Raw genomic sequence first — 12,154 nt, forward strand, 5'->3', positions numbered from 1 at the left:
ATTTACTAATCAAGGGTGCCGGGTATATTCACCCCCAGCGGATGAAGGCCATGAGGGCCTGTCGTTTTGACAAGGATAGTTAAATGAGTCAATCACATTTGCGCGCCATATTCCTGGCCTCGCTGGTCTGCATGGGGGCGAACATGCCAGCGGCAGCGGCTGAAGCGCGGGTCAACCTGTACAACTGGTTCGGGCTGATCGCACCGCAAACGCCGAAGGAGTTCGAGCAGAAGACCGGCATCAAGATGCACCTGGATGCCTTCGACAGCGCCGAGATCATGCAGAGCAAAGTCATGGCCGGGCGCACCGGCTACGACGTCGTCGTTGCCACCTCCAATGTACTGCCGAGCCTGATCCAGGCGGGCGTCCTCGCGCCGCTGGACCGCAGCCAGTTGAGCAACTTTGCCCATATCGACCCGGAGATGCTGGCGCTTCTCGCAACGAATGATCCGGGTAATCAATACGCCGTGCCTTATCTGTGGGGCACTACCGGCATCGGCTACGACGTCGATAAAGTCAAGGCTGCACTGGGTGATGACGCCCCGGTGGACAGTTGGGATCTGATCTTCAAAGAAGAAAACATCAGCAAGCTGAAGTCGTGTGGCGTGGCGATGATGGACTCGCCAAGCGAAATTATTTCCATCGCTTTGCATTACCTCGGGCTGCCGAGCAACAGCCAGAACCCTGAGGACTACCAGAAGGCCCAGGCGCTGCTGCTGAAGATCCGCCCTTACGTTCTTTACTTCGACTCCTCCAGAACCGATGCCGACTTTGCCGACGGCAATATTTGTGTGGTGGTGAGTTGGGCGAGTGGCGCGCTGACTGCCAAGGCCATCAACGAGAAAAACAACACCGGTCGCAAAATTGCCTACAGCCTGCCGCGTGAGGGCGGGCTGGTATGGTCGGAAAATTTTGTGTTGCTCAAGGATGCGCCCCACGCCAAGCAAGGGCTGGAATTCATCAACTACATGCTTGAGCCCGACGTGATTGCTAAAAGCTCAAACCACACGTTGTATCCGAACGCCAACAAGGACGCGACTCACCTTGTGGAGCAGAAACTGCGTGACGATCCCTGGATTTATCCTTCCAAAGAGACCATCGCCACGCTGGTTCCCCTTGAACCACTGCCATTGAAGTTGGAGCGAATTCGCACGCGTGTGTGGACCAAGGTGAAAAGCGGTACGTGATCGGTTGATTGACCAAGGGGCTTTGCACGGAAGCTGCGGAGAAGGGGAGGAATCATGGGCCAACGTGATTACGCGGACGATGTGAAATCGGACGAGGACAACGCCTACAAGGAAATTGAAGAACAGATTGGCCTCTGTACGCCTGAACAAGCCTGGGCCATGTATTACGTCTCGACCGGCATGGTGCGTGAGTACATCACCCGGGCGGTGATGGCGCACATTGGCCGGGGAAACCGGGCGTTGCTGCTTGAGTTTCCTGAACTGGCCCGGGTGGAAAAGATGTCGCGTTTCCTGCTTCCCCTCTGAAAAAACGCCGATCAGTGATGATCGGCGTTTTTATTTGTGTGTGTTCAGCGCCCGTGCCAGGCGCAGCGTGGCCTGACGGATCTCATCCCGATCAAGTGAGGCAAAACCAAGGCGCAAGGCATTTTCTGGCAGGTTCATCGGCGAAAACTGACGCGCGCTGCGTACTATCACGCCCTGGCCTTGAGCGGCCTTTACCAGTTGATCCACATCGGTTTCATCCTGGAAACGCACCCAGAGCGCCAGGCCACCTTCAGGCTCGCGTACCCGGATCCGATCACCAAATGACTGTTGCAGGCAGCTCTGCAGCACTTCCCGACGCGCTGCGTATTCTTTTGAAACGCGGCGCAGGTGTTTCTTCAATTCCCCCTGATTGATCAGGTCCGCCAGCATCTTCTGCGCGACCGCGTCGCTGTCCCCCACCACCAACGCCGCGCTCCTCTGGAGCACTTCAATCACGCTGGCGGGGGCAACCACATAGCTGCAACGAAAGGTTGAGCCCAGTGCCTTGGATAACGAGCCAATATAGATCACGTGCCGTTGCGCGTTATCACTGGCCAGCGGCAGGTATGGTCGCCCGTTGAAATGGTATTCGTGGTCGTAGTCTTCTTCGATCACGCAAAAGTCGTGCAGCTCCGCCAGCGCCAGCAGGTGCTGTCTGCGCGCTGCGTGCAGGCTCACGGTGGTGGGGAACTGATGGTGCGGCGTGAGGTAAATCATTCTGACGTCGTGCCTATGGCATAACCGTTCGATGTGGTCCGTGCGACAGCCTTCCTCATCCATATCGACCATGACTAATTGCGCACCCAGCTTGCGGAAAATCTCCCACGCCGGTGGGTAGCTCAGGCGTTCCACCAGCACCACGTCACCGGGTTTGATCAGCAGGCTGGCGGTCAGGAACAGGGACACCTGTGTGCCTGGGGTCAGGCAGATATTCTCCGCGTTTGCCGTCAGCCCACGGTTGTTGCGCAGCATTTCCGCCAGCGCGCACCGCAATTCATAGCCGGTGCCCTCGCTACCATAACGCACCGAATTGGATGCAAAGCTGTTGCGCAGGGCGTTGCGGTAGTAGCGATGCAACACAGCTTGCGGCAGCAAGCGGTGGTCGCAGGCGCCGTTATCGAAAAACAGTGCGTCATGCCGATGTTGCAGGGCGATCACCTGGGCGTTCTGGGTGAAATACGGGACGACCGCCTGCGCCAGCAATGGCGGGGCAAAGGACTGTTGTGCGCGATTGGGCGCTGGAGTGGGCGCCAGTTGCGCATTGACGAACGTCCCGCGTCGCGGCTCGCTGATCAGCCAGCCTTTGGTCAGGGCTTCTTCGTAGGCCAGGATGACCGTCTTGCGGTTGACGTTGAGTATCTGCGCCATTTCCCGCGTGCCCGGCAACAGTGTGCCTGGAGGCAGGCGCCCCTCGACGATCGCAGCCACGAGGCCGTCGGCGATCTTGCGATAGGAAGCTTGTTGAGTGCTCTCATCCAATTTGAGCAACGGGCGCCATTTGCGCATCTGGACCATCTGAACTATCCAAAACTGGAGGTTTTAATGGGCCTAGTCTAGCGCAACAATCAAGCCTCACTCCCCCCGAGGTCCTTATGAACACACGCCATGTCATCGAACTCTCCCCATCGGGGAAAACCTTTGAAGCCGGTGACGAACTGTTGCTCGACGCGATGCTCGCCAGCGGCCTGCCTGTGCCGTTCTCCTGCCGGCGTGGAGCGTGCGGTTCGTGCAAGGTCGTGGTCGCCCAGGGGCAGTACCGTGCCAAGCGCCTGGCGCCGGGCACTCCTTCTCCCAGCTATCCCCTGGCGGCCAATGAAATGCTGCTGTGCCAGAGCCATGCCTGTGCCGATATGCGCTTGGAGATTCCCGGCTGGTCGCTGGACGCGCCCGCGTTGGTTGTTGAGGCGACAGTGCTGAGCAAGCGCGCACTCAGCCCCGACATCATCGAGTTGGTCGTGATGCCGGATATGCCTTTGGTGGCGCGGGCGGGCCAGTACCTCAAGTTCCGTCTGGTCGACGGTGACTCGCGCTGCTTTTCGATCGCCAACCTGCCGGCCGATGGCGATGGACGCCTGGTGTTTCAGATTCGTCGGGTGAGCGGCGGGCTGTTTTCCGAAACCCTGCTCGGCGACCTTGACGTCGGCGATCTATTGCACGTGGAAGGGCCTTTTGGTGCCTGCACCTGGCAGGACGATGACGTGGCGCCTGTCGTCTTGTTCGCCACCGGCACTGGCTATGCGGGGATCAAGCCGATCCTGCTGACCGCCTTGAAACGTGGTGTCGAGGTGACGTTTTACTGGGGTGGCGCACAGGCGGCAGATTTTTACGACCGCGCCTTCCTGGACCAATCGGTCATCGACTGTCCCCGTTTCCACTGGCACCCGGTGCTGGCATCGGAGGGCAGGGTGCAGGACGTTGCGCTGAGCCATGGGCACCGCTGGGAAGAGGCGCAGGTGTATGCCTGCGGCAACGGCGGGATGATCAACCAGGCGCGCGCGGGTTGCCTCGAGGCGGGCTTGCCGGCCCATCGTTTTGTCGCGGAAGCTTTTGTGCCCAGTGGCCCGTCGAGCGTCGACACATTGCTTAACTCATTGGATGAAACCTGGGAAAAAGTCGGGCCGCGGTATTCGCTCGATGGCATGCTGGCGGCACGTGAGAAAAGCGTACGTGCGCTGGCATCGATTGCCAGCCAACTGAAGGTTGGCATGACCACAGGGGCCGCCCTCGAAATGGCCGCCCGGCAATTGCAGGCCATGGGCGCCTCACATACCTGGCACCCCACCTACATCCGCTTTGGCGATGATACGGTGCGTCCGCCGCGGGAAGGGATCGATCCGTCACGTACATTACGCCCCAACGACATTGTGGTAGTGGACCTTGGCCCGGTCTGGGACGGCTACGAAGGGGACTACGGCGATACTTTCGTCTTCGGCGAGGCACCCTTGCACCTGGACTGCCGTAAGGTGCTGCATGAAGTCTTCGATGAAACCCGCGAAGCCTGGCTGCGAGGCATGACCGGTGTTGAACTGTATGACTTTGCCGAAGACCGCGCCGTGGCGAAAGGCTGGCGGCTATCACGTAACCTGGCAGGCCACCGCATTGCGGATTTTCCCCATGCGTTGTTCGGGAACAAGGAACTGGCTGACCTGGCGATCACGCCCAGCGAAATGGTGTGGGTACTGGAGATCCAGCTCTGTCATCCCACGCTGCCAATCGGTGGGTTCTTCGAAGATATCCTGATGCGTTGAGCCCGCCGTTGCGGCGGGCTCAAATCGCCTCAGAGCTTGGGCAGTTGCCCGACGCGGCCCATCATTTCGGTGACGATCTGCAGGTCGAGCAGGAACTGGTCGACGCTCTTGAACTCGCCGTCCGTGTGCCCGGTGTATTTGACTTCCGGGCGCGCCAGGCCGAATTGCACGCCATTAGGCAATTCGTGCACGGAGGTTGCGCCGGCCGAAGTGCCGAACTTGTGTTCCATGCCCAGGTTTTCGCTGGCCACGGCAAGCAAGGCTTTCACCCATTCGCCTTCAGGGTTGCGGTACATCGGCTCGGCCACCGAGTAGGTAAAGTCCACCTTGACCTTGGATTGCTTATCCCAGGCGCTGAGCTTGTCGGCGATTTCGGCTTTGAGCACTTCCGGGGTCTTGCCCTTCGGCACGCGCAGGTTCACCGCCAGTTTGAAGGCTTTGGCATCCTGGCCGACAAATGTCAGCGAGGTGGTCAGCGGCCCCATGAAGGCGTCGGAGAAGCCCACGCCCAATTTGCCGCCCAGGTAATCCAGGCCCCAGTTGTCGGCGGCATACCGTGCAGCGTCGGTAATGTGGTTGTGTTTGAGGGCAATCTTGCCGTCCAGGCTGTGGATCAGCACCAGCATGCGCGCCACCGGGTTCACACCGGATTCCGGTTCAGAGGAGTGAGCGGAAACGCCGGTCACCGTCAGCTTGACCTCGTTGCCGACCACTTTGGCGGCCACTTCGAAGTCACCGCCATTCTGCTTGGCGTATTCAACGCCGGCTTTTTCCAGGCTGGCCGCCAGTTCTGCCGGTTTGTCGCTGACCAGAGTGGCCACCGATACCGAAGGAATCTGGTTGGTGGCCATGCCACCGGTCATCGAAACGATTTCCGCGCCTTTGCCTTCACCTTTGCGTACCGGGAAGGTCGCCATCACCGTGCCGTAGCCTTTCTCGGCAATCACTACCGGGTAGCCGCCATCCAGCGCCAGGTTGTATTGCGGGGTTGGGTTGTGTTCGAAGTAGTAAGGAATTGCGTCGCCAGAGGTCTCCTCGGTGGTGTCCACCAACAACTTGAAGTGACGCGCCAGCGGCAGCTTTTCTTCCTTGATCACCTTCATGGCGTACATCGCCACTACGATGCCGTTCTTGTCATCCTCGGTGCCACGACCATACATGCGGTCGCCGATCAGCGTGACCTTGAATGGGTCGAGCTTGGTGCCGTCCTTGAGCACCCAGTTTTCCGGCGTTACGGGCACCACGTCGGCGTGGGCGTGGATGCCCACCACTTCGTCACCGCTGCCTTCCAGGGTGATTTCATAGACGCGGTTGTCGACGTTACGGAAGTTCAGATTGAACGCTTTGGCCAGGCTTTGGATCTTGTCGGCGATCTTGAGGAATTCCGGGTTCTTGTACTGCGGCAGGCCATCCACATTGAACGTCGGGATTTCCACCAGCTCGCGCAGGGTTTCCAGGGCGGCCTTGCCGTACTTCACCCGCGTGTAAATGCCGAGCAGACGATTGATCTCGTTCTGCTGGTCGGCGCTCAGGGGTTTGTTGGCCAGGAACGTATCAATGGCTGGGCCGACATCATCGGTTTTCGCCAGGTCACCCTTGGACAGGGTGCCGAGGAAACCACGGAAATCGGTGGTCGGCGCTTCGTTGAAATGCTTGATGATCGTCGCGCTCTGTTCGGCGCTGAGGTTGGCGAATGCCGGGCTGGCGACGGCGCAGAGGCTGGCGGCGAACAGCGTGGCGGCAGCCAGTTTTTTGAGTGGGAAGTGCATTGTTAGAGGCATTCCTTTGCAGATAGTGAGTAAGAGGTTTCTGATCAATAAGTCAGAAACATTTCTACACACTACCATCACCAAGGTTGCTATAGGGAGGCCTTGGTGTGGGAAATATCGTACTCAGGTGTCAGGACAATAAAGACTCAAATGCGGGAGGGGGCTTGCCCCCTCCCGCAGGGGATTTGTTTTGGGTGTTGAATCACATTTCAGGTCAAGGCTTGCCAGGGTGCGGGTCTGGGTACTGTGCCGCTGCATCGAGCGCCTTGGCATACGGCCCATCCCACAACTGCTCATGCAACTCGCCGATACGCTTGGCCATCGCGTTGTCGTGCATCACCACTTCCAGGTTGCGCGAATTGTCGAAATAGCCACCGAGCCAGTTGCTGGTACCCACCCACGCCACCTGCCCGTCGATTTCCATCGTCTTGCTGTGGATCACTCGTGCATAGGGGATAAAGCCTTGTTTGGCTTCGGGCAGGGTGACGATCCTGATCTCAACGTTCGGCAGTACGGCCAGGCTTTTCAGGTAGGGCAGTTCCAGTGTGTCGGTGTTCCAGTTGGACACCATCAATTTGATTGACACCCCACGTGCAGCGGCGGCGCGTACAGCGTTGTCAATCACCGCGTAGTAAGGGCGAGTGCGATCCGGGCCGTAGGACAGCGGCGCATAGTCCAGCAGTTGCACGCGCACTTGCTTTTTTGCCTCGCCCAGCAGGCGCGGCAGCTCCAGTTGGGAGTCACCCACGCCCGGCGGGTTGTAGCGCTGCGGGCTGGCCACCAGATAGTTGCCGGTGCGCGCAGGCGCCTGGCCGGTGACGGGCAGCGGCACGGGTTTGTTGTCGGTGAGGGCCGCCTGGGCTGTCCAGTCCTGGTTGAAGATCGCCTGGACCTGGCTCACCACGGTCGAGTCGCTGATGCGCAGGCCTGTTTCGTGGATATGTTCCAGGGAGCGCCAATCGAAATTCTGGCTGCCGACAAACGCCTGTTTACCATCGACCACCAGGTATTTGGCGTGGATGATGCCGCCGCTCAATTGCCCATAGGGCAACACGCGGAAGGTCAGGTTGGGGATGGCGCGCAAGCGCTCCAGGGTGGACGCCTCCGACAACTTGATGCCTTTTTCTTCGAGCAGGAAGCGAATCTTCACACCGCGTTTGCCGGCGGCTTCCAGGTGCTGGATCACTTGCTCCATCACCGAGCCGGGATGGTCGGCGGCGTAGAACTGGCCGATATCAATGGTGCTTGTGGCACCGTCGAACAACTCTATCCAGACCGGGCCAGGCTGACGCAAATCAGCAGTGCCCAACGTGGTATCCACCGGTACGGTGTGCACCAGTTCAAACCCTGGAATTGAAAAGTCCGCTTGGGCAAGCGGACTGAGGAGCAAACCGGCGAGGCCTGCGATACGCAATTTCATTGATAGGTGCATGGGCGTCTCATCGGGCAAAAAAACAGCGGACGCATCCAGCGTCCGCCCTGAAAGTCATGCTGTGCGGGTGTGCAGCGGTGTCGGTACCAAATGCGGTACTTCACCCTGAACACGGGCGCCGGTAGCGGCGCGGATCAGCAGGATCTTCAACTGGTCGTTGATGCGCTCCAGGCTGTCCTGGAAGAAGTTGTGGAATACCACGCAAAACAGCGCAATGGCGATACCCAGGCCGGTAGCGAACAAGGCCGTACCGATACCACCGGAGATCTGGCCTGGGTCGGATACGCCGGCCGACGCCAGGGCCTTGAAGGTGTCAATGATGCCGAGGATGGTACCCAGCAGGCCCAGCAACGGCGCGGCGGTGGTGATGGTCTCGATGATCCACAGGCTGCGGGACAGCGGCGCGCGGGTCTTGAGGTACTGGGTGTCGATTTCGTCATCCAGGTCCTTGCGCGAACCATGGGCGGCTTTCTGCGCCAGGATCGGCAGCACCATGTTCAGCGGCAGGCTGTCGCGGCGGGTCAGGGCCTCAGGCAGGTCACGTTCGCTGTGCACATTGGCACCCAGCACTTCGGTCAAGGCGCGTGCCTGGCGACGCACATAGGCGAAGTAAATGCCGCGTTCGATGGCGATAAAGATCGCAATCGCCATGGCGGCGTACATCACATAAAAGGTGATGGCGTGAAGCAGGTTCATGTCCATGATCTATAGCCTCGCAGTTAGAAATTCGCTTCCAGGGAAACCGTGACGGTACGGTCCAGGCCAACGATGTAGGCCGGGTCGCCATCGCGGAAGCCGCTGTAGCTCGCCGCGTTGGTCTTGGTGGTGTACACACCGTCCAGGTACTTCTTGTCGAACAGGTTGTCGACGTTCAGGCGCAGGGTCGCGTCCTTGACCACTTTCTTGTCCACCGGCAGGTAGATACCGGCGCCGAGGTTGAACACGGTGCGGCCGGAGATGGCTTCGTCGTTGGTCAGGTCGCCGAACAAGCGGCTGGTGTATTTGCCGCCGAAGGTGCCGTAGAAGCGCCCGTCGTCATAGCCGATGTTGGCGGCCAGCATGTTTTTCGGCACGTTGGCGAACTGCTTGCCGCTGGTGGGCAGCACGATGGCTTTGCCGGCGTTGTAGACGGTCAGGTCATCTTGTTGCTCGGCCTTGGTGTAGGTGTAGGAGGTGTAGTAGTTGAAATGGTTAGGCAGCAGGCCGCTCCATTCCAATTCCAGACCCTTGTTGGTGACGGTACCGGCGTTGATGTCGGCGAAGTCGCCGTTGATGTCCTTGGACGACACCTGGCGGTTCTTGAACTCCATGTAGAACAGGGTGGCGGCCAGGGTCATGTCGTCGGCGGTGTAGCGCCAGCCCAGCTCATGGTTCCAGCTGGTTTCCGGCTTGGAGTCGATCGAGTTGGCACCTTTGTCGTACAGCACGTAGTTCTGCGGCACGCGCATGTTGCGCGACAGGCTGTAGAACAACTGGTCACGCTCATCGAGCTGGTATTTCAGGCCCGCGTTGGGCAGCAGCTTGTTGTAGGTCTGGTTACGCTTTTCCGGTTGCTCGGTGAGGCTGCCGTTGTTGGTGCCGTCGCGCTCGACGTTCATGTAGGCCAGGCCGGCCACCAGGGTCCAGTCCGAATTGATGAACCAGGTGTCCTGGGCCCAGACTTTTTGTGCCGGGGTCACGGTGAAGCGGTCGCGGCCCTGCACGGTGTTGCCGTTGGCGTCGACCACGGACGTGCCGTCCGGCCAGGTGTCGCTCGGCTTGCCGTTGTTCTTGAGGGCAATGAACGGTTGGGTCTGGCTCTGGCGCGCGCGTTCGTACCAGTAGCCGAATTGCAGGCTGTGGTCGCCCAGGTCCCAGTTCAGCTTGGTGGTGATGCCCGGACGCCAGGTCTGGGTGCGCGAAGGGCGGTAGTACACGCCGGTGGTCGAGGAACCGTCGGCGTTGTACTGGGCGGCGGTCGGCAGGTTACCCAAATCGAAAATGCCGCCCTGGTTGGAACCACGGTTCAGCGCGTACGAAGAGGAACCTACACCGCTGCCGTTACCCCAGTAGTAATACGGGATGACTGAAAGCGACAGGTTGTCGGCCAGCTTGAACTGGGTATTGAGTACGCCGGTGAAGGTCTGAAACGGGTTCTGCGCCAGGGCGTAGTAGTTGTTGACCTTGCCGTTGTTGTCCAGGGCCGGCGTCGCGGCATACGGGTCGTATTTGCGGCCGTACTGCTGGAACTGCGCCTTGGTCAGTTGGCTGTAACTGTTGTTGTCCTGCTCGTGGTACTTGAGGATCAGGTTCGCGGTGTTGCCGTTACCGGCGTCGAAGAAGCTGTTCCACTCCACTTTGTCGGCACGCACGGCACCCGAGCCACGCCACATATCACCTTCGGTGTGGGACACCGAGAGCCAGTTGCTCAGGCCATTGACCTCACCTGTATTGAGGCGGGCGAAGGTCTTGCGCGTGGCGTTGCTGCCCACCACCTGTTTGACGAACGCACCGGTCTCCTTGGTCGGGCGGATCGTCACGATACCGATGTTGCCGCCGCTGGAACCGATATGCGGGCCGTCCGCTTCCGAGGAACCCTGGGTGACGAAGATCTGATCGATGTTTTCCGGGTCGCCCAGCAGGTTGGAGTACAGCGCGTAGTTGCCGGAGTCGTTGATCGGCATGCCGTCTACTGACATACCGACCTGGTCGGAGTTCATGCCGCGCAGGGTGAAGCGGAAACCCGAGAGCCCGGTGTTGTCCTCGCTGGAGATATTCAACCCCGGCGTGTACTTGAGCTTGTCGATGGCATTGCCGGTAGCGGTCTGCTTGTCCAACGCTTCCTTGGTGATGGTCGAGCGGCCCTTGATGCTTTCTTCCGGGACCATGTAACCGCCCCCGGAGGTCGCCTTGCCCTGTACGCCAATCGTCCCGACGTCACTGTCGCTGGAAGCTGCCATGACCATTCCTTGAGTCATGCTCGTCGCGGCAACGAGTGCCAGATGAATCCGTGTGAACCTCATCACTGTCGTCCTGGTGTCGGGGTGCTTATTGCACGCTGTAGTTGAAGGTGGCGGTGAAGCGTTGCTCGTTGCGTCCACCGAAGGCTTGTTCGGGGAACGGCTTGACCTGCTTGATGCGGCGCAGGCTATTGGTAGCGGCCCGATTGAGCAGCATGCTCGGCGCCGGGGTCTGGATCCCGGAGTCGAGGACACGGCCTTGTCGATCCACCATCAACCAGACCACCACCTCGCCACTGGGGCGCTCGAGGGACGCCTGGCGCCCGGTGGGGTATTGCTTGTAAGTGTCCAGTTCGTTGCGCAGACCTTTGAGGTAACCGCCCTCCAGCGCCTGGCCATCCACTTTGGGCGGTGCCGGTGGCGCGGGCGGTGCGGGTGTCGGGGCGACGGCGGCCTGCACCGGCTTGGCGGCGACGGGGGCCACTGGCGCGGGTGCAGGTGTCGGCTTGGCGGCTACCACGGGTTTGGGTTTGGGCACCGGCTTGGGCTTGGGTTCAGGTTTGGGCAGCGGCTTGGGCGGCGGTGGCGGAGGGGCCGGCTCGGCCTCTTCATCCTCAATCACCGGCGGTGGCGGCTCTTGTTCCACTACGGGGTCAGGCACCACTTCGGGCTCTGGTTCGACTAAGGCAAGTTCAACCGCCGACTCATCGTACTGAGGCTGGATTTTCAGCGGCTGGGACTGGATACCCAGGGCAATCAGCACCAGGGCGATCAGGGCCGGGACACTGCCCAGCAGCTGACGGGTACGAAACAATACATACATGGTCAGGACTTACGCGTGGCGATGGAGACGGAGGTAAAGCCACCCTGGCGCAGGGTGTCCATCACTTCCACCAGGCGCGAAACCTCAACGCCTTTGTCGCTGTTGACGATGATTGTCGACTTGGTGTCGGGCTTTTCCGCAGCCTTCAGGGTGGGTACCAAGGCGTCGACCGTGAGGTCTTTACCGTCGAGCTGCAACTGGCCTTCCAGGCCCAGCGTCAGGATGAATTTGTTCTGCGGCTTGAGCTGTTGCGAGGTGCTGGCGCTGGGCAACTGTGTCTTCATGCCGAGTGCCGGAATCACGTTCAGACTCACCAGTACGAAAAACACCAGGAGGAACATCATCACGTCGATCATCGGAATCAACTCGATGTGTGCCTTGCGTTTCTTGGGTTCATCCCAGGTTCTCATTCTGTTGCCCCGTCATTGAATTAGGGGCGACACGCTACCA

10 protein-coding genes are annotated in these 12,154 nt (G+C 59.9%); 3 read left to right on the plus strand and 7 right to left on the minus strand.

Annotated elements, in window-relative coordinates:
- Window positions 1–83: 83 nt before the first annotated feature.
- Both M5B97_RS04665 and M5B97_RS04670 read left to right on the plus strand, forming a co-directional pair.
- Window positions 84–1,187 carry a polyamine ABC transporter substrate-binding protein gene (locus M5B97_RS04665; protein ID WP_248730865.1) on the plus strand — a complete coding sequence of 368 codons (1,104 nt, stop codon included), beginning with the start codon at window positions 84–86 and terminating at the stop codon, window positions 1,185–1,187.
- A 54-nt stretch (window positions 1,188–1,241) separates the two neighbouring features.
- Entirely contained in the window at window positions 1,242–1,493 is a 252-nt protein-coding gene (locus M5B97_RS04670; RefSeq protein ID WP_123716822.1) for a hypothetical protein, read from the plus strand.
- A 30-nt stretch (window positions 1,494–1,523) separates the two neighbouring features.
- On the opposite strand, the gene M5B97_RS04675 is transcribed toward M5B97_RS04670, so the two are convergent.
- Window positions 1,524–3,008, minus strand: coding sequence for a PLP-dependent aminotransferase family protein (locus M5B97_RS04675; RefSeq protein ID WP_248730866.1), 1,485 nt, complete (start codon window positions 3,006–3,008; stop codon window positions 1,524–1,526).
- A gap of 77 nt (window positions 3,009–3,085) precedes the next feature.
- Between M5B97_RS04675 and M5B97_RS04680 the strand changes: the two genes are divergently transcribed.
- Window positions 3,086–4,741 carry a M24 family metallopeptidase gene (locus M5B97_RS04680; RefSeq protein WP_248730867.1) on the plus strand — a complete coding sequence of 552 codons (1,656 nt, stop codon included), beginning with the start codon at window positions 3,086–3,088 and terminating at the stop codon, window positions 4,739–4,741.
- 29 nt (window positions 4,742–4,770) lie between these two features.
- On the opposite strand, the gene M5B97_RS04685 is transcribed toward M5B97_RS04680, so the two are convergent.
- The 6 genes from M5B97_RS04685 to M5B97_RS04710 form a co-directional block, all read right to left on the minus strand.
- Complete coding sequence (locus tag M5B97_RS04685; protein WP_248730868.1) at window positions 4,771–6,510, minus strand: dipeptidase; 1,740 nt, start codon at window positions 6,508–6,510, stop codon at window positions 4,771–4,773.
- 214 nt (window positions 6,511–6,724) lie between these two features.
- Window positions 6,725–7,942 carry a phospholipase D-like domain-containing protein gene (locus M5B97_RS04690; protein ID WP_248730869.1) on the minus strand — a complete coding sequence of 406 codons (1,218 nt, stop codon included), beginning with the start codon at window positions 7,940–7,942 and terminating at the stop codon, window positions 6,725–6,727.
- A 54-nt stretch (window positions 7,943–7,996) separates the two neighbouring features.
- Window positions 7,997–8,644 carry a MotA/TolQ/ExbB proton channel family protein gene (locus M5B97_RS04695; protein ID WP_248730870.1) on the minus strand — a complete coding sequence of 216 codons (648 nt, stop codon included), beginning with the start codon at window positions 8,642–8,644 and terminating at the stop codon, window positions 7,997–7,999.
- A 17-nt stretch (window positions 8,645–8,661) separates the two neighbouring features.
- Window positions 8,662–10,944 carry a TonB-dependent receptor gene (locus tag M5B97_RS04700; protein ID WP_248730871.1) on the minus strand — a complete coding sequence of 761 codons (2,283 nt, stop codon included), beginning with the start codon at window positions 10,942–10,944 and terminating at the stop codon, window positions 8,662–8,664.
- A gap of 25 nt (window positions 10,945–10,969) precedes the next feature.
- A complete protein-coding gene (locus tag M5B97_RS04705) occupies window positions 10,970–11,704 on the minus strand; it encodes an energy transducer TonB (protein ID WP_248730872.1) in 735 nt (244 codons plus the stop codon).
- A 2-nt stretch (window positions 11,705–11,706) separates the two neighbouring features.
- A complete protein-coding gene (locus M5B97_RS04710) occupies window positions 11,707–12,114 on the minus strand; it encodes a biopolymer transporter ExbD (protein WP_134659972.1) in 408 nt (135 codons plus the stop codon).
- Window positions 12,115–12,154 lie beyond the last annotated feature (40 nt).

It is taken from the genome of Pseudomonas sp. MWU13-2517, assembly GCF_023242545.1.
GTDB lineage: Bacteria > Pseudomonadota > Gammaproteobacteria > Pseudomonadales > Pseudomonadaceae > Aquipseudomonas.